The sequence below is a fragment of the Vibrio hangzhouensis genome, from assembly GCF_900107935.1.
Lineage (GTDB): Bacteria > Pseudomonadota > Gammaproteobacteria > Enterobacterales > Vibrionaceae > Vibrio > Vibrio hangzhouensis.
The window spans coordinates 106,030-123,945 of sequence record NZ_FNVG01000007.1 but is presented as its reverse complement, the minus strand read 5'-3'; the positions used below and the strand labels follow the sequence as shown (position 1 = coordinate 123,945).

The 17,916-nt window shown below is 49.3% G+C and carries 14 protein-coding genes and 1 other RNA gene; 4 read left to right on the top strand and 11 right to left on the bottom strand.

Annotation, left to right across the window (positions count from 1 at the left end; all coding sequences use genetic code 11):
* Positions 1–23: 23 nt before the first annotated feature.
* The 8 genes from mraY to rsmI all read right to left on the bottom strand — a co-directional run bounded on the left by mraY (position 24) and on the right by rsmI (position 8,425).
* The gene (gene mraY, locus C4S60_RS09345) at positions 24–1,106 is read right to left on the bottom strand and encodes a phospho-N-acetylmuramoyl-pentapeptide-transferase (RefSeq protein ID WP_103880078.1); all 1,083 of its coding nucleotides are present in this window, start codon (positions 1,104–1,106) and stop codon (positions 24–26) included.
* Positions 1,103–2,467 carry a UDP-N-acetylmuramoyl-tripeptide--D-alanyl-D-alanine ligase gene (locus tag C4S60_RS09340; protein WP_103880077.1) on the bottom strand — a complete coding sequence of 455 codons (1,365 nt, stop codon included), beginning with the start codon at positions 2,465–2,467 and terminating at the stop codon, positions 1,103–1,105. The genes mraY and C4S60_RS09340 overlap by 4 nt, the downstream gene beginning before the upstream one ends.
* Entirely contained in the window at positions 2,464–3,948 is a 1,485-nt protein-coding gene (murE, locus tag C4S60_RS09335) for a UDP-N-acetylmuramoyl-L-alanyl-D-glutamate--2,6-diaminopimelate ligase (RefSeq protein WP_103880076.1), read from the bottom strand. The genes C4S60_RS09340 and murE overlap by 4 nt, the downstream gene beginning before the upstream one ends.
* 10 nt (positions 3,949–3,958) lie before the next feature.
* Positions 3,959–5,692, bottom strand: coding sequence for a penicillin-binding transpeptidase domain-containing protein (locus C4S60_RS09330; protein ID WP_103880075.1), 1,734 nt, complete (start codon positions 5,690–5,692; stop codon positions 3,959–3,961).
* Positions 5,689–6,009 (bottom strand): cell division protein FtsL, encoded by a 321-nt coding sequence (ftsL, locus tag C4S60_RS09325; RefSeq protein WP_103880074.1) that lies wholly within the window; start codon positions 6,007–6,009, stop codon positions 5,689–5,691. The genes C4S60_RS09330 and ftsL overlap by 4 nt, the downstream gene beginning before the upstream one ends.
* An 11-nt stretch (positions 6,010–6,020) precedes the next feature.
* Positions 6,021–6,971, bottom strand: coding sequence for a 16S rRNA (cytosine(1402)-N(4))-methyltransferase RsmH (gene rsmH / locus C4S60_RS09320; RefSeq protein WP_103880073.1), 951 nt, complete (start codon positions 6,969–6,971; stop codon positions 6,021–6,023).
* A 153-nt stretch (positions 6,972–7,124) separates the two neighbouring features.
* Positions 7,125–7,531: RNase P RNA component class A (gene rnpB, locus C4S60_RS09315), an RNA gene on the bottom strand.
* Positions 7,532–7,561: 30 nt separating this feature from the next.
* Positions 7,562–8,425 carry a 16S rRNA (cytidine(1402)-2'-O)-methyltransferase gene (gene rsmI, locus C4S60_RS09310; RefSeq protein WP_103880072.1) on the bottom strand — a complete coding sequence of 288 codons (864 nt, stop codon included), beginning with the start codon at positions 8,423–8,425 and terminating at the stop codon, positions 7,562–7,564.
* 62 nt (positions 8,426–8,487) lie between these two features.
* Between rsmI and C4S60_RS09305 the strand changes: the two genes are divergently transcribed.
* The 4 genes from C4S60_RS09305 to C4S60_RS09290 are packed head-to-tail and all read left to right on the top strand — an operon-like array spanning position 8,488 to position 12,049.
* Positions 8,488–10,392 (top strand): penicillin-binding protein activator, encoded by a 1,905-nt coding sequence (locus C4S60_RS09305; protein ID WP_208623258.1) that lies wholly within the window; start codon positions 8,488–8,490, stop codon positions 10,390–10,392.
* A complete protein-coding gene (locus C4S60_RS09300; RefSeq protein ID WP_103880071.1) occupies positions 10,355–10,744 on the top strand; it encodes a YraN family protein in 390 nt (129 codons plus the stop codon). The genes C4S60_RS09305 and C4S60_RS09300 overlap by 38 nt, the downstream gene beginning before the upstream one ends.
* Positions 10,745–10,746: 2 nt before the next feature.
* Entirely contained in the window at positions 10,747–11,337 is a 591-nt protein-coding gene (locus C4S60_RS09295; RefSeq protein ID WP_103880070.1) for a phosphoheptose isomerase, read from the top strand.
* A 4-nt stretch (positions 11,338–11,341) separates the two neighbouring features.
* Positions 11,342–12,049, top strand: a complete 708-nt coding sequence (locus C4S60_RS09290) for a BON domain-containing protein (RefSeq protein WP_103880069.1) — start codon at positions 11,342–11,344, stop codon at positions 12,047–12,049.
* 67 nt (positions 12,050–12,116) lie between these two features.
* Here C4S60_RS09290 and ilvN read toward each other — a convergent pair whose 3' ends face one another.
* The 3 genes from ilvN to C4S60_RS09275 form a co-directional block, all read right to left on the bottom strand.
* Complete coding sequence (ilvN, locus tag C4S60_RS09285) at positions 12,117–12,611, bottom strand: acetolactate synthase small subunit (RefSeq protein ID WP_103880068.1); 495 nt, start codon at positions 12,609–12,611, stop codon at positions 12,117–12,119.
* A gap of 1 nt (position 12,612) precedes the next feature.
* Complete coding sequence (locus C4S60_RS09280) at positions 12,613–14,349, bottom strand: acetolactate synthase 3 large subunit (protein ID WP_103880067.1); 1,737 nt, start codon at positions 14,347–14,349, stop codon at positions 12,613–12,615.
* Positions 14,350–14,755: 406 nt separating this feature from the next.
* Entirely contained in the window at positions 14,756–17,914 is a 3,159-nt protein-coding gene (locus C4S60_RS09275; RefSeq protein ID WP_103880066.1) for an efflux RND transporter permease subunit, read from the bottom strand.
* Positions 17,915–17,916: the final 2 nt, after the last annotated feature.

Genomic DNA, 17,916 nt, shown 5'->3' with positions numbered 1-17,916 from the left:
GAACTGCCTGTCCTGTCGATTGTTTAACGTACTTTAAGCGTGGCTAATCCAATAAGAACGAGTACGATGGAAATAATCCAGAAACGAACAATCACTCGTGGTTCCGGCCAACCTTTCAGCTCATAGTGGTGGTGAATAGGTGCCATGCGGAAAATACGCTGACCACGCAACTTATATGAACCTACCTGTAAAATGACGGACAGCGTTTCCATAACAAACACGCCACCCATGATCACCAAGACGAATTCCTGACGAACCAACACGGCAATAATACCCAAAGCGCCACCAAGCGCCAGTGAGCCTACATCGCCCATAAATACTTGGGCCGGATATGTATTGAACCAGAGGAAGCCAAGCCCTGCACCTACCATTGCGGTACACACCACCACCAGTTCTGAGGTATAAGGAATGTAAGGGATGTGCAGGTAATTCGCGAAGTTAACGTTACCCGTCGCCCAGGCGATAGCAGCAAAGCCGGCCGCCACAAGCACGGTTGGCATGATGGCCAGACCGTCCAGACCATCGGTCAGGTTCACCGCATTACTGGTACCGACAATAACGAAGTAAGTGAAGACAATATAGAACAGCCCCATTTGCGGCATCACGTCTTTGAAAAAGGGCACCACTAATTGCGTCGCCGCAGTATCTTTTCCGTGGACATACAGCGCAAAAGCCACCACTAGCGCAATCAGGGACTGCCAGAAGTATTTCCAGCGCGCAATCAAACCATCGGTGTTCTTACGAACCACTTTACGATAATCGTCAACAAAACCCACCGCGCCGTAGCCAAGCAGCACAGTCAGTACAGCCCAGATGTAGGGATTGGATAAATCTGACCACAATAGTACTGTCAGAGTAATAGCAAACAGAATCATCACCCCGCCCATGGTCGGCGTACCGCGTTTGCTAAAGTGCGACTCAGGTCCCTCATTTCGAACCACCTGACCAATTTGCAACATTTGCAGACGAGCGATCATTTTCGGCCCCATCCACAATGAAAGACCAAGAGCGGTTAACACACTGACTATGGCTCTGAATGACAAATATTCAAACAGTCGAAAAAAAGAAAAGTATGGCTGTAGTAACTCTGCGAGCCAAATAATCATGTGTAATTCTCCTTCAGTGCATTAGCGACTTTAAACATGCCTGCACTTAGTGCCCCTTTAACTAGCAAAGTATGAGGGGTCTGGTTTAGCTGTGTTAAGGTTTGCTCAATGTATTCGAGCATGGTTTCGTGACTGTCGAAGTGCTTACCACCGCAAACTTCACTGATGACTTTCGCATCTTCACCATAGGTTAAAACATGTTCAAATGCGAAAGGTGCAGCATGTTGTCCGACTTCTTTGTGAAGTGCAAGGCTTTCATGCCCTAATTCTGCCATATTGCCCAAAATCAACCAGCGCTGGGTCGCATCAAACTGTGATAGCAACTCAACAGCAGCTTTCATTGCCGGTACACTGGCATTGTAACTGTCATCAATCAGAGTCACCGTGTCATTCAACTTTTCCACATCGACACGTCGTTTGACTTTGTTGAGTGATTGCAAGCCTAATTGGACCTGTGCCAGCGTGGCACCGCATTGTATGGCTAAGGCTGCGGCAGCGACTGCATTGGCGACATTGTGTTGGCCGAGCAGTGACAACTGCACCTGAATGTTGCCAGCCGGTGTATGAAGTGTAAATAACGGACTGCCGTCGGATGACATTACTATGTCAGAAGCGTAAAAATCGGCGTCAGTATTCTGTTTAGCAAACGTGATAACGTGTTTATCACGTAAAACTTCTGACCAAAGTGACGCCCCCTGACTGTCCAGGTTAACCAGTGCCGTGCCACCTTTTGCCAGTCCCTGATAGATCTCACCTTTAGCCTGTTTCACCCCTTCAAGAGAGCCAAAGCCTTCCAGATGGGCTTCAGCAACATTATTGACCATCGCAATATCTGGTTGGGTTAATGCTGTGGTATAGGCGATTTCACCAATATGATTGGCTCCAAGTTCAATCACCGAGTAATCGTCCTGTGGGGTATTTCTCAACAGCGTTAACGGTACACCGATGTCATTATTGAAGTTACCCGCCGTATACAACACCTGCCCTAACCCAGAGAGAATACTGGCCACCATTTCTTTGACTGTGGTTTTTCCACAGCTGCCAGTGATCGCCAACGTCTTGGTTTGACAACGTTGATGAACTTCCGCCCCCAGTTTGCCGAGCGCCAGTTTGGAATCAGCGACTACAATTTGAGGAACCGGAACGTCCAGCAATCGCTCAACTATCAAAGCGGCGGCACCTTTATCTGCCGCCTGCTGACAGAAATCATGCGCATCAAATCGTTCACCCACAAGAGCGATAAACAGAGCTCCGGGCTCTATGGCGCGAGTATCCGTTGTAACCTGCTCAATCTGGGTATCTTCGCCACTAAAGGTGCCACCAACAATCGTGGCAATATCTGAAAGTGCTAATTTGATCATAACGTTAGCCCCAATAAATGTGCAGCGGACTCCCGGTCGGAGTAGTGAATCGACTCGGTGCCAATCACCTGATAATCTTCGTGCCCTTTGCCGGCGAGCAGGATAATATCGCCGGGCTTCGCCTGAGTAACAGCAGTCTGAGCAGCTTCAAAGCGACTGTGCTGAACCAAGGCTTTTTCTGGCTGACTCATGCCCGCTAACATGTCGGCTACAATGGCGGCGGGATCTTCGCTGCGCGGGTTGTCATCGCTGAGAATTACGTGGTCAGCAAGCTGCTCGGCAATGGAGGCCATCATCGGGCGCTTGCCTTTATCACGGTCACCCCCGCACCCTACAATCACCCACAATTTACCTTCGCAGTGCACGCGTAGGGCTTGTAACGCTTTTTCCAGCGCATCCGGCGTGTGCGCGTAGTCAACCACGACTTTCGGCTTATCTTCAGCCTGAAACAGCTCCATACGTCCCAAAACTGGTTGTAACTGTTGTGCGCTCTGCTGTAACGCCTGAATATCAAAACCCAGTGATAACAAGGCTGCGAAAGAGAGCAACAGGTTACTGGCATTAAACTGACCTATTAAGGGAGCGTTCAGAGAACCGCAGCCGAAACTGCCCTCAAATGACAGCGAGATCCCTTTGTCGCTATACTCTACTGAGGTTGCCCAAAGTCCCTGACCGCTGCCTTGACGACCTTCCACAGACACAGCAATTGCATCTGGGCGCTCTGTCATCCAGCGTTGCCCAACTTCATCGTCAATATTGAGTACTGCATTTTCACAATGGTGCCCGGTAAACAACAGCTTCTTCGCCGCCTCGTAGCCATCCATCGTACCGTGATAATCAAGGTGATCCCGACTCAGGTTAGTAAAGATGCCAAGGGAAAAAGGCACAGCGGCGACACGCCCCTGAACCAGACCGTGAGAAGAGACTTCCATCGCCGTGTAATCAGCGCCCAGACTGTCTAATGTTGCCAGTGTTTTCTGTACTTCTATCGCACTGCCAGTGGTATTTTTGGCCTCTTGCAGCTGATGCAGAAATCCATTGCCCGTGGTGCCCATAATTGCGGCTTTATCCCCCATCAACTCAATCCACTGAGCGATAAGTTGGGTAATGGTGGTTTTTCCGTTGGTGCCGGTCACACCGATGATTTGCTGTTGATACTGATACAAACGCGCGGCGAGCACGGACAACAAGCTATCGAGTTGATAAATGTGCACCACAGGTACCTGATTGACGTAACTGACATCACCGTGTTTATGCTCACTGTCCGCCTGTGCGATCACCGCTGTTGCGCCAGCCTGCAGCGCTCGTTCGATAAACAATCGACCGTCGACGGTATGGCCAATGATGGCCACAAAGGTGTCACCTGCATTGATCGCTCTGCTGTCTAATTCAAGATTAGAGACCTGAATATCGTCAAGTTGTGAGCGGTTATTACCTAACCAAGGTGTTAATAACTTCGCCAATGTCATAGAGGTCAACATCGTTCTTCACCTATTGTTGAAACTGGTTTTCATCGGGGGCCACATTCAAGATTTGTAGTGACCCTTTCATAATTTCTGAGAATACCGGACCGGCAACAGCACCGCCGTAGTATTGATCCCCCTGTGGTTCATTAATCACAACCACCAATGCAATGCGAGGATCGCTGACGGGTGCAACACCCGATGTAATTGCGACATATTCATCGCTGTATCCACCCGCAGCTGCTTTTCTCGATGTGCCGGTTTTGGCCGCCACACGATAGCCCGGAACCGCGGCACGAGTTGCTGTCCCTCCAGGTTGGGTAACCGCTTCTAACATATGCAGAACTTTGACAGCGTAGTCGTGACTGATTACTTGTTTTGAGAGATCTTGCTGATTATTTTCAATGATATGAACGGGCTGGTACAGACCACCGTTGCCCAGTGTGGCATAAGCGTGCGCTAACTGCAGGGGCGTGATCGAAATACCATAACCAAAGGCAAGTGTGGCGATTTCAAACTGTGACCAACGTCTGCGGTTGGGGAAAATACCCGAGGTTTCGCCAATCAGGTTGAGACCCGACAGCTGACCGAAACCAATCGAACTGTACATGCCAAGCAGCCCCTCAAGTGGCATATCCAGAGCCAGTTTGGCCACACCGATGTTACTTGATTTTTGCAGGATTTTAGCCAGGTTGGCCTTGCCCACCTTTGAGGTGTCACGCACGCGACTTCCGCCAATTCGCATGATGCCGTTTCCGGTATCGATCACGGTATTATCATCCGCGACCCCCTCTTCGAGCGCCGCTAAAACGACAAAAGGCTTCACCGTTGAACCTGGCTCCATCGCGTCAGTGATGACCCGGTTACGCATGGTAAACGATTGGCGTGAGGCACGGTTATTCGGGTTATAAGAAGGGGCATTGACCATGGCCAGCACTCCGCCGGTTTTTACATCAATAATAACCGCACTGCCAGAGGTCGCTCGATAGTCTGCGACGGCCTGTTTCACGGCCCGATACGCTATCGCCTGAAGACGCTGATCAATAGTCAGTTCGAGAGGTTTCCCTTCTTCACGTTCTTCCAAAGAGATGTTTTCCACCACCCGGCCATAACGGTCTTTACGGATAATGCGCTTACCCGCTTCTCCCGTCAGCCACTTATCGTAGCTGCGCTCAACCCCTTCGAGACCGTGCCCGTCGATACCAGTAACACCAACGAGATGAGCACTGACTTCCCCTGCCGGATAGTAACGACGAGACTCCGCTTTCAGACCAATCCCCGAAAGCTTAAGCTCTTTGATGTATTTGGCCATCGCCGGACTCACCTGACGCTGGAGGTAGATAAAGCGGCGATTTTTATTCTTGTTGATTTTGTTGATAAGGCTCTGTCTGTCGACACCAAGTACATCTGCCAGAGCGTGCCAGCGATCGAGCTCTTTGAAGCCTTCATTCTTAAAGATGGTCACAGGATCAGCCCAAACAGCCTGAACCGGTACACTCACCGCCAGCGGCTCACCATTGCGATCGGAAATGATGCCACGTGCTGAAGGCAGCGCTTTCACTCGCACTGAACGTAGATCACCTTGTTTGATAAGATTGTCTGGTTCGATGACCTGAATGTAGCCAATTCGAGCGACGAGCGCCGCGAAAATGAGGAAGACACCGCCTAAAATAAGACGAAAACGCCAAGCAATAAGGGCTGGCGCTTCAACAGACTGTGTCTTTTTCTTGTTGGAAGATTTGACGACTTTTTTGCCTTTCATTTCAGTGAAACCACTACTTCCTTGTCTGAGTCAGGGCGTTTCATATCCAGTTCTTTTTTAGCCAATGCCTGCACACGGCTGTGTTCCGACAGCGCATTTTCCTCTAACAGTAGATTACGCCATTCATTATCCAGCCTTTCTCGCTCCTGCAACGCCATGTCTTTATGATTTATCGCTTCACGGGTATGGTGTGTAGCAAACACCACCCCCATTGCAGTTGCAAAGATCAGCAGCAACATAACAAGAGGGACTCGCCCTACCGTGATGATATCAATCGCAATGAGCTTAGCTAAATTGTGCTTTGGCCGGTTAGACATTCCTTGGTCCGTTAAAGTTTCTCAGCTACGCGAAGTACTGAACTGCGCGAACGGGTGTTCATTTCAATTTCCTGATCGGTGGGCTTAAGCGCCTTGCCAATCGTTTTCAGATTGGCACTACCCAGTGCGCGAATCTGATCTTCCGTCATCGGAATACCATGAGGAACCTGTGGTCCTTTACTCTCTTTGCGCATAAAACGTTTGACCATACGATCTTCCAGAGAGTGGAAACTGATCACCGATAAGCGCCCCTCTGGTGCAAGAATACTTGCCGCGCCTTTTAGCGCCGTATCGATCTCTTCAAGCTCACTGTTGATGTAGATTCGAAATGCTTGGAAAGCACGTGTCGCTGGGTGCTTTTTCTCTTTAAAGCTCTTAGGTGCGGCTTCAGAGATCAGCTTTGCCAACTGGCCAGTACGTGTAAGCGGCTCTTTTTCTTCATCTTCACGGTGCGCCACAATGGCTTTAGCAATACGGCGAGCATGCTTGTCTTCACCAAACTCACGGATCACCCAAGTAATGTCATCCAGATCGGCTTGCGCTAACCATTCAGAGACAGGCATACCAGATGTTGGATCCATGCGCATATCCAGCGGGCCGTCTTTCATAAAGCTAAAGCCACGTTCAGCATCATCAAGCTGCGGCGAAGAGACACCTAAATCAAGCAGCACACCGTCCACTTTACCCACTAGATCATAACGCTCTGCGTAGTCTGCCATGCCAGAAAATGGGCCATGGATGATGGTAAAGCGCGGATCATCAATCTTTTTTGCTTCCTCAATCGCCGTCGGATCGCGGTCAATACTGAATAGGCGACCGTTTTCACCCAGTTGTGAAAGAATTTGACGACTGTGACCACCACGACCAAATGTTCCATCTATGTAGGTGCCATCCGGCTTGATCGCCAGGCCATCAATGGATTCATGGAGTAATACCGAAATATGTTGAAAGGATTCGCTCATGGGTGATCTCGAGAGTTGCTTAAGGCAAAGATGACCAGTTTACTGATTTCCTTCAGTAACGTCATCCAGTTAAGTTCAGCCTAACGTAAAGATAGGTGATAAAAAAGCAAAAAACCCATCACAAAATCGATTTGTAATGGGTTTTTCTGAATTAGGTGAAGTTGACCTGTAAGCCGGGTTCTGTATCCGCCGAAGCGGTGATAGCCATTCGTCTAGGCCAGCAATCGCTCACTGGCTCGAGCAACCTACCCGCCTCCTTACGCGAGCAACGCAATGTGGAAGCCTATTTGGTCTTGCTCCGGGTGGAGTTTACCTTGCAACGAACTGTTACCAGTCGCCCGGTGCGCTCTTACCGCACCCTTTCACCCTTACCTGTGCTCCTTCCGAAGAAATGGAGCCATCGGCGGTCTTCTCTCTGCTGCACTTGTCGTGGGCTTGCGCCCCCCAGGCGTTACCTGGCACCCTGCTCTGTGGAGCCCGGACTTTCCTCCCCTCCGTCAGTCTCCCCCAAGACAAGCTCAAGGGGACGTCAACGAAGCAGCGACTATCCAGTCAACTTCAGGGCGCGGATTGTAGCGGAGCGCGAGCAATTACTCAAGGTTTTCTAAGCCCCATTTGTAAAGTGCGTTCTTTTTCAGGTTGTAAATTTCGGCTGTCGCCGCCGCAGCCTTCTTCAAAGGCAACTGTTTAACAAGGATTGCCAAAGTGCGAGTCGCTTCATCCGGCAGTGTATCGTTCACCGCTTCTCGATAGCCGTGGATCAGTAATACCATTTCTCCGCGTTTACGGTTCTCATCCTCTTCAATCCAGCTCACCAGTTCTCCCAGAGGCAGACCTTGGATGGTTTCATAGGTTTTGGTCAACTCACGAGCCAGCACTACCTCTCGCTCCGGCCCCAGTACCTCCAGCATATCGGCCAGTGATTCGGTGATACGATGAGGGGACTCATAAAAAATACAGGTTCGCTCCGCTTTGGCGATCTCCATAAACTTGTCTTTCCGTCCCTTACTTTTAGCGAGCAGGAAGCCTTCAAAACTGAAGCGATCAGAGGGTAAACCAGAGGCGCTCAAGGCTGTGATGACCGCACATGCACCTGGTAATGGCACAACTTTAACGCCCGCCTGACGACATTGAGTGACTAAATGATACCCTGGATCGCTGATCAGCGGCGTGCCTGCATCAGAGACCAATGCAATAGACTCACCCGCTAACAATTTGTCGACTAAAACTTGCGCTTTCTGTTGCTCATTGTGATCATGAAGCGCAAATGTTCTAGTTTGAATATTGAAGTGAGACAGAAGTTTCCCGGTATGACGGGTATCTTCAGCGGCAATAATATCGACACTGTTCAGGATATCCAGCGCTCTTTGTGTGATATCACCGAGGTTTCCAATGGGCGTCGGTACAATAAAGAGCGTTGGTTGCTCAATATAAGTGGTTTTGTTGCTTGTCATTTGTTTACCAGCACTTCAACGATTAATATAATGATTTTACACGAATAGTGATTAAAGAGCTCATGGCAATGATGAACCCAAAGAGAAATAGTGTAACACGCCTACTGACTCCAATTGCATTGGCTTTGTCCATTGCCGCTTGTTCTACTCAACCAAGCGCCCCTACGAGTATTGATGTCACCCTTGCACCGACGGCTTCTTCTGAAACGTATTTGATGCGCGCCGACAGTGATCAAGGTGGCTTTGCCAATGAATGGCTCATCCTCGCATTGAAAGCCTCGATTCAGGAAGGCAACTACGAGCAGGCACAACGTTTGTCCAGCCGACTCGCCAAACAGAATCTGACCACGGTACAGCAAGCCGAATGGCAACTTGCTCGTGCCGAGCTCAATCTGGCGCAAGGTAAAGCGCAAGACGCCTACCTGCAATTAAATTTGCCGGCAGAGTGGCCACTGGCACAGCAACAATGGAAGCGCTACCATGAACTGCGCGCCCAGAGTCTGGCTCAATTAGGACGATATTTCGAAGCGAGCCGAGAGCTGGTCTTCATGTCCGGCTTTGCGCCAGGTGATGAGCAGGAAGCTATCAACGACAATATCTGGAACAACCTGAGTCAGTATTCCACTGACCAGCTCTCTCAGTTGGTGGCCGAACCTCAGGAAGAAGTGCTGGATGGCTGGTTACAGCTTGCGACCTATATGAAAGCATTGGGCGGCAGCCTGCCTCAGCTTCAGAATACTTTAAATAACTGGTTGGCGGAAAACCCGACTCACCCCGCGGCAGTGTATACACCGCAGGCTATCTACGACATCCTGAATCTGGAAATCACCACACCACATTCAACGGCATTACTGTTACCTTTGAGCGGTAAGTATGCCAAGCAAGCTCAACTGGTACGTGACGGCTTTATGTTGGCAATGATGGATGACTCAGATCGCGATCCTGAAGCCATCTTTACCATCATTGACACAAACGAGGCTTCCGCCGCAGACATCAAAGCGCAACTGGTCGCCAATGAAGTAGATTTCATTGTCGGACCACTCGTTAAAGAGAATGTTGAGAAGCTTCAAGAAGCACAGCGTGATTCAGAAACGCCGATTCCAGTACTCGCTCTCAACATTCCTAATGAGCTGGAACCATCACATATGATGTGTTATCTGACCTTGTCACCGGAGCAAGAAGTCGCTCAGGCGGCTTCTCATCTGGCGGAAGGTAATTTCCAGTACCCACTCGTACTGGCCCCCCGTGGCGCCCTCGGCGATCGTGTGGTAACTGCGTTTACTAAAGAGTGGGACAAAGTTAGCGAAAACAAAGTGGCTATCGCTCAGTACGCAAACCGGGCTCAGTTACAAAAAACCATCAACAACGTCTTTGGGTTGCAAGAAAGTCAGCAGCGCATCGCTCAAATGGAGGCGCTAACCGGACTTAAACTGGAGAACCAGCCACGAAGCCGTCGTGATATTGATTCGGTATACATTGTCGCAAACAGCGCAGACCTTACATTAATCAAACCCTTTATCGAAGTGGCCATTAACCCGGACGCGAAACAGCCAAAGCTGTTTGCTGACTCACACAGTCACAGTACCAAACGCCAGTATGAAGATTTGACCGGTGTCGTCTACAGTGACATTCCACTACTGATTGAGGAAGATGCCCAACTGGAAGCGCAGATGACCAAGTTCTGGCCTAAGAGTTCGAATGCAGAGAAGCGTCTGCAGGCTTTGGGCATGGATGCGTACTCACTGACTAAAGAACTGCCTCAGTTAAAAGCAGTTGAAGATTATTCTGTTGAGGGAAAAACCGGTATCCTGACCATTGATTCCGACTGTGTAGTACAACGACAAATTGCCTGGGCCGTCTACGGTCAGCAACCCGCTCAGACTTCTGAACAACCAAGCGCTGAGACGTCAATCATGGAAGAAACGACGGATGGTACAACTGCCCTGGAACAAACCGACAACCAATAAACGTCAGGTTGGTCAGGATTATGAACAATTGGCTAAGGAGTATCTGAGTCAGCATGGCTTAGTCTCCTTAACCGAGAACTTCACAGTAAAATGCGGCGAAGTGGACTTAATCATGCGAGATACTTCGTGTATCGTGTTTGTTGAAGTCCGATACCGGCAAAACCAGAATTACGGTCTGGCACAAGAGACCGTCACCCGCTCAAAAGCGACCAAGCTGCAAAAAGCGGCCACTTTGTGGCTCATCAAAAATGGCTTATCGCCTTATGAGACAGAATTTCGATTTGACGTCGTTGCGATCCACCGTCAAGGTAACGACATCAACTGGATAAAAAACGCGATCACTCAAGGATAACCATGCGCGATAGCATTAAAGAAAGTTTTACTGAAAGTATTCAGATTCAGATAGCCGCCGCAGAAGCACTGCCAGATGTCATTACCCACGCCGCTCAGGCGATGGTGGCAACCTTGCTCAACGGCAACAAAATACTCTGCTGCGGTAACGGCGGTTCCGCCTCCAATGCACAGCAATTTGTATCTTGTCTACTTAACCGCTTTGAAACCGAGCGTCCCAGTCTGCCAGCCATGACGCTGACCGCAGACAACACCACAATGACAGCGGTCGCCAACGACTATAACTTCGAAGACATATTTGCTAAGCAGGTCCGCGCTTTTGGACAGACTGGCGATATCCTGCTGGCGATATCCACCAGCGGCAACAGCAAGAATGTCATCAAGGCAATGGAAGCGGCGGTAACTCGTGATATGACCATCATTGCGTTTACCGGCAAAGATGGGGGGGAAATGGCTGGGCTTCTGGGAGAGAACGACGTTGAAATTCGGATACCATCTCACAGAACCGCAAGAATTCATGAAGTTCATATGGTGACCCTGCACTGCTTGTGCGATCTTATCGACCAAGTCCTATTCCCTTCACACGAAGAGTAATACCATGAAGAACTACAAAGTGATGGCATTGCTGCTTGCCAGTACCTTATTGTCTGGTTGCGCAGGTCTGTTTGTTGCTGGCGCAGCCACCACGGTGAATCTGGTCACCGATACTCGCACGACTAAAGAAATCTGGAATGACAATACGCTGGAATCAGAAGTCGCGGGCATGAGCAACAAAGCGCCCTATGTGGGCGAGGTTCGCGTGGTCGCCAGCTCCCAGCGCGGCACGGTTGTGCTGATGGGTCAGGCAAAAACTCAGGCACTAAGCAATCAATTAGAAGCTCAGGTAAAGGGACTGAATGGGGTGAAGCGAGTCTATAACCAGGTTCGCATCAAAAACCCGATTAGCTTTACCCAAATCAGCAATGACAGCTGGCTCACCACCAAGGTGAAATCCACGCTCCTTACCGACGAGCGACTCAATGGTGTCAAAGTAAAAGTCATCACCGAAGATAAAGAGGTCTTCTTACTTGGTTATGTTTCAAAAGAACATGCCGATATTGCTACCGACATCGCTCGTAATGTCTCTGGTGTGCAACAAGTGATTCGCGCTTTCCAGTTCAGTGAGCAACAAGACAAGCTCAATACCGAGGCTGAAACTCCACCAGCCACAACACCGGCTCCTGCACCTGCAAAAGAAATGAATCAAGAAGAGGAAATGCGACCTATCATCGAAGAGCCCGCCCCCTTCTTAGAAATCGAAGGTTAATCGCCTACGACTGCCAACAAAAAAGCGAGCTAACCAGCTCGCTTTTTTGTTGAACCTGACTGAGCGGCTACGGTTTTAGTGCTCGCTCACCGCGGGCAATGCCTACAATACCACTGCGCGCCACTTCCACCATATCTGTCACTTCGGACAATGCTGAAACAAACGCATCCAGCTTCTCGGCCGTTCCGGCCAGCTGAACCGTATACTGAGACGCCGTGACATCAACAATTTGTCCCCTGAAAATATCGGCCGTACGTTTGACTTCAGCACGGGCAAAGCCACTCGCTTTCACCTTTACCATCATCAGTTCACGTTCAATATGATCAAACTCCGTCACTTCCTGAACTTTCAGTACATCGATCAGCTTATGCAGTTGTTTTTGAATCTGCTCAAGCTCCATCTCATCTGACTCCGTCGTGATATTCAGACGAGACAGGGTCTCATCGTCTGTCGGTGATACGTTAAGTGACTCAATGTTGTAACCACGTTGAGAGAACAGACCAACCACTCGTGAAAGCGCACCTGGTTGGTTTTCCATTAGTAGCGAAATGATATGTCTCATATTATGTTCTCTCCGTCTTGCTCAGCCACATCTTGTCCATGCCTTCCCCTTTGATTTGCATTGGGTATACATGCTCTGTTTCATCCACGTTAATGTCGACAAAGACTAAACGATCTTTCATTTCCAACGCTTTTTTCAGCCCCGACTCCAACTCACTTGGGTTAGAAATACGAATGCCGACATGGCCGTACGCTTCCGCAATCGCAGCAAAATCCGGTACCGAATCCATGTAGGAATTTGAGTGACGGCCTTGATAAATAATATCTTGCCACTGTTTTACCATCCCCAAGAAACGGTTGTTGAGGTTGATGATCTTAACCGGCACATCGTATTGCATCGCCGTCGACAGCTCTTGAATGTTCATCTGAATACTGCCATCACCGGTGACACACACCACCTCTTCATCTGGGTAAGCAAATTTCACCCCAATCGCTGCTGGGAAGCCAAAGCCCATGGTGCCAAGACCACCTGAGTTGATCCAACGACGAGGCTTGTTAAACGGATAATAAAGGGCTGCGAACATCTGGTGCTGACCAACATCCGAAGCCACATATGCGTCACCGCCGGTTAGTTTGTGCAGCACTTCAATCACCTGCTGAGGTTTGATGCGCTCTTCCGAGGTTTCGTAGCTGAGACAGTTGCGGGCTTTCCAGCTGGCAATGTCATCCCACCACGTATTCAGTGCCGCTTCATCATTGGTGCCGCCCTGCTCCACCAGCAGTTTCAACATGGTTTCTAGGATCACATCCGCAGAGCCAACAATCGGCAAATCAGCACGCACGTTTTTTGAGATCGAAGAAGGATCGATATCTATATGTACTACCTTCGCGTCTGGGCAGTACTTCTCAAGGTTATTGGTAGTACGATCGTCAAAGCGAACACCAACACCAAAAATAAGGTCGGCATTATGCATCGCCAGGTTCGCTTCATAAGTACCGTGCATACCAAGCATGCCTAGTGAGTTTTTATGTGTGCCCGGGAAAGCGCCCAGCCCCATTAGCGTGCTAACAACTGGCAGATTCAGGGTTTCTGCCAGTTTAATAAGGTGCTGGTCCGCTTCAGACATGATGGCACCACCACCGACATAGAGAACCGGCTTTTTGGCTTCAAGGATCGCTTTCAGTGCTTTTTTGATTTGCCCTTTATGGCCCGATGTAGTCGGGTTATAAGAGCGCATTTTGACGGTTTCTGGATACTCGTAAGGGAACTTGATCTGCGGATTCATGACATCCTTCGGAATATCAACCACAACTGGTCCTGGTCGGCCAGTCGATGCGATATAGAAGGCTTTTTTCAGCGTCTCTGGGATGTCCTCAGCACGTTGTAATAGGAAGCTGTGCTTAACCACAGGACGGGATACACCCACCATGTCACACTCTTGGAACGCATCATTACCGATCAGATTATTCGGTACGTTACCAGAGAGCACTACCATTGGGATCGAGTCCATATACGCAGTCGCGATACCGGTAATGGTATTGGTCGCACCAGGACCCGAGCACACTAGTACCACACCGGGTTTGCCGGTTGCACGAGCGTAGCCATCGGCCATATGCGTTGCTGCCTGTTCGTGACGAACGAGAACGTGTTGAATGTTTTCGCGCTTTTCGTGCAGCGCATCGTAGATATCGAGGACGGAACCACCTGGATAACCAAAGATTTGTTGTACACCTTCGTCAATCAAAGATTGCACGATCATCTCTGCACCAGATAGCATTTCTGGGGTTGAATCTGCCATATTGTCTCCTTACCAGTTATCCCAACAAGTCGGTCGTTGTTGAGCTGGCATTACATAGTTAGGTCTTATTCGTAGCCTAAATCGAAATTACTCACTTTCGGCTATGTCACACAGCTTGTCATAACATGCTTTGTGTTTACGCAACAACTTTAACGCTTTATTAGCACAAGATCTAACCCTATCTGGATCGCAAAAAAGATAGTTCCCTTCAAACTGGCATGAAGACAACCATTTGTTACAAATTCACCGCAACAAACAAAACAACCAACGGAATTAAGCCGCAAATTTAGAATAAAATTCTTTCAGTTACGACAAAATTTGGCACAAACCCATTGGCTATTCTGATAAGCCCCTCATTAACCCGGCGTTCAAGTGATAAAAAAGCCCCAAAATGGGGCTTTCAATATTAAGCAGCCTCAACTGGCGGTTTTTTATGTCTTAACCGAAATCGTTTCAATGACCGTTTCAACAGCGAACTTTGCTCTCGTTGCTCACTTCGTCCCAGCATCAATAAGCATGGCGTCAGGACCAAAGTCAGCACGGTTGCAAAGGCCAGCCCTCCGGCGACCGCAGTGGCCAATTGAGACCACCATTGGGTGCTCGGTGCGCCAAATTCGATTTTCTGATTAATCAGATCGATATTCATCTCCAGTACCATAGGCATCAAGCCCAGAATAGTGGTGACTGTCGTCAACAATACAGGCCGCAAACGCTGCACACCGGTTCTCAAAATGGCATCACGTTTCTCAAGTCCCCGCTTGATGAGCTGATTGTAAGTATCAATCAGTACAATATTGTTGTTCACCACAATCCCAGCCAACGCTATTACCCCAATGCCTGACATGATGATGCCAAACGGTCGTTGAAAAATAAGCAGACCGGCAAATACCCCTACCGTCGAAAATATCACCGCACTAAGTATCAGAAACGCCTGATAAAAACTGTTGAACTGAGTGATTAATATCAGGGCCATTACCGCAAGAGCGACCATAAAGGCGCTTTGTAAAAATTCAGAAGAATTCTTCTGCTCTTCATTCTGGCCACGGATTCTGAACTCTATGCCGTTCGGCAGTGCTATCTCATTGAGTTGCTGCTGAAACCCCGGTAACTCAACCGCCAGATTGAAACCTTCCGCCATGTCCGCTTTCACGCTGATCACCCGGATACCATCCAGACGGTTAATGGCGTCTTGCTTCTGCTCTGGCGTGATCCGGGCGAAATTGGTGATCGGAACCAGTCCCGCCGGCGTCTTGATACGCAGTTCATCAAAGCGGCCTATATCCCTGTGTTCCGTCGGAAAGCGCACCAGAATATCGACTTCCTCTGTCGAATCATCAGGTAGGTAGTCGCCAATCTTCAGTCCGTTGGTCACAAACTGTACCGTATTACCGACCAGCGTTGCATCAGCACCAAAGCGAGCGGCATCGTCTCTGCTGATGTCAATTTGCCAGTCGATGCCCGGTTTGTTCGAGGTGTCACTGATATTGGTGAGTTTGTCGTTACCGTCGGCCCAGCGACGCACCATTTTCGCTGCTTCATCCAGACGTTCGGGGAAACGAGCCGATAACTCGATAACCAAATCATTTTCGACCGGTGGACCTGCATCTGGGAATTTGTACTCGATCTCCACACCAGCAAATTGGTCGGTGACTTGCTTGAGTTCTTCGATGATGACGTTAACCCGGCGACGATCCTGCCAGTCTACAGGGGTGACCTGAATGATCCCAATCTCGTCTTTGCCACCCGTTTTGGTATAGACGCTTTCAAATTCATCGTGGCCCAACATTACCCTTTCTACGACACGCATCACTTCGTCTTTTTCATTGATCGACAAGTCACCATGTGATCGTACTTTGACATTAAAGAACGGAGGATCCACTTCAGGGAAAAACTCGGCACCAAGTCCCGCCTTGTTGTAGGCAAAACCGACGCCAAACGCCAACAAAATAGCCAGCAGCAGTATTTTCAATGGATGGCCTAAGGCAATATCTAAGGTGTAGTAATAAAGCTTGGTAATGCCCGTCGCTTTATCAAACTCACCATTGTGTAGTGCCACCATCTTTTGCTGCTGGTTTTGCGAAAAGTACTGTGGTTTACCAATAAGCCCGCCTAGTACCGGCACAAAGAGCAGCGCCATCATCAGAGAAGCCGACAGAGTCGCGATCAAAGTCAGCGGCAAGAATTTCATAAACTCACCGGTAATATCAGGCCAGAACAACAGCGGTGCAAATGCCGCTAATGTCGTCGCCGTTGACGCGGTGATAGGCCACGCCATACGTTTAGCGGCGTCCCGATACGCTTCTTTTCTTGGCGTGCCCTCCTGCATTCTGCGATCAGCAAACTCGGTCACAACAATAGCCCCATCCACCAACATACCGACGGCCATGATGAATGAAAACAGCACCACAATATTCACTGTTAAACCAAATACCGACAGCACCAAAAGCCCGGTCAGGAAAGAGCCTGGGATGGAAATTCCCACCAACAATGCAGTACGAACACCCAGAATTGCAATGATGACAATCACCACCAGAATAATGGCCGACAAGATGTTATTCTGCAGGTCATTAAGCATCATCTTGACGTCTTTTGATTCATCCTTAGTGAACTTTATCTGCAGGTTGTTTGGCCACTCTTCACGCAACTGCGCCTGACGAATCACTTCTTTAACCAGAGCCACGGTCTCGATGATGTTTTCACCGGCCCGCTTTTTCACATCGAGTACCACAGCGGAACGTCCGTCCAGACGCGCAAAACTGTTGGGGTCCCGAAATGCCCGCCTGACTGTTGCTACATCGCCAAACGTAATCACTTGTTTACCATCCACCTTCACCGGCAGTTCCAGCACATCCTTTAAGCTGTTAAAAACTGAAGGTACTTTCACAGAGAAGCGGCCATAACCAGTATCGACAAACCCTGCGGCAACGACTCGGTTATTCAGTGCGATCAGGTTATAGATATCGCCCTGATCCAGACCGTAACTTTCCATAAGCAGGGGATCGACGACGATCTCTACAATGTCTTCTCGATCACCAGCAATATCCACTTCCAGCACCTGACGAAAACTCTCCAGTTTGTCGCGCAGCTGTCTTGCCAGTTGCACAATAGTGCGCTCTGGGACCGTACCGTAGAGTACTACTGACAATACCGGCTGTTGCGAAGCAAAGGTGACTTCATTGACTGTAGGCTCATCGCTGTCTTGGGGTAATTTAGGCTTGGCCAAGTCCACTGCGTCACGAACATCGGCCATCGCTTTAGTCAAATCTACGCCAACATTGAACTCGAGTGTCACCGAACCGTGTCCCTCTGACGCCGTTGCGGTCATTTCTTTTACACCCTCAATGGAGCGCAATTCCTTTTCTAAAGGGCGCACCAGCAAGCGTTCACTGTCACCGGGAGAAATACCCTGATGCCCTACCGAAACATAAATAATGGGAATGGTAATGTCAGGGCTCGATTCTTTCGGTATGGTGTTGTAGGTAACAACCCCAGCAAGCAGAATAAACACCAGCAAGCTCAACATGGTGCGAGCGCGAGACAGCGCGGCATCAATTAATGCAAACATGC

Excerpts from the sequence above, each read along its gene's own strand:
- C4S60_RS09275 (WP_103880066.1), bottom strand. The coding sequence starts at position 17,914 with ATGTTTGCATTAATTGATGCCGCGCTGTCTCGCGCTCGCACCATGTTG.
- ilvN (WP_103880068.1), bottom strand. The coding sequence starts at position 12,611 with ATGAGACATATCATTTCGCTACTAATGGAAAACCAACCAGGTGCGCTT.
- mraY (WP_103880078.1), bottom strand. The coding sequence starts at position 1,106 with ATGATTATTTGGCTCGCAGAGTTACTACAGCCATACTTTTCTTTTTTT.
- C4S60_RS09295 (WP_103880070.1), top strand. The coding sequence starts at position 10,747 with ATGCGCGATAGCATTAAAGAAAGTTTTACTGAAAGTATTCAGATTCAG.
- ftsL (WP_103880074.1), bottom strand. The coding sequence starts at position 6,009 with ATGTCTAACCGGCCAAAGCACAATTTAGCTAAGCTCATTGCGATTGAT.
- murE (WP_103880076.1), bottom strand. The coding sequence starts at position 3,948 with ATGTTGACCTCTATGACATTGGCGAAGTTATTAACACCTTGGTTAGGT.
- C4S60_RS09340 (WP_103880077.1), bottom strand. The coding sequence starts at position 2,467 with ATGATCAAATTAGCACTTTCAGATATTGCCACGATTGTTGGTGGCACC.
- C4S60_RS09305 (WP_208623258.1), top strand. The coding sequence starts at position 8,488 with ATGGCAATGATGAACCCAAAGAGAAATAGTGTAACACGCCTACTGACT.
- C4S60_RS09300 (WP_103880071.1), top strand. The coding sequence starts at position 10,355 with ATGGTACAACTGCCCTGGAACAAACCGACAACCAATAAACGTCAGGTT.
- rsmH (WP_103880073.1), bottom strand. The coding sequence starts at position 6,971 with ATGAGCGAATCCTTTCAACATATTTCGGTATTACTCCATGAATCCATT.
- C4S60_RS09330 (WP_103880075.1), bottom strand. The coding sequence starts at position 5,692 with ATGAAAGGCAAAAAAGTCGTCAAATCTTCCAACAAGAAAAAGACACAG.
- C4S60_RS09280 (WP_103880067.1), bottom strand. The coding sequence starts at position 14,349 with ATGGCAGATTCAACCCCAGAAATGCTATCTGGTGCAGAGATGATCGTG.
- C4S60_RS09290 (WP_103880069.1), top strand. The coding sequence starts at position 11,342 with ATGAAGAACTACAAAGTGATGGCATTGCTGCTTGCCAGTACCTTATTG.
- rsmI (WP_103880072.1), bottom strand. The coding sequence starts at position 8,425 with ATGACAAGCAACAAAACCACTTATATTGAGCAACCAACGCTCTTTATT.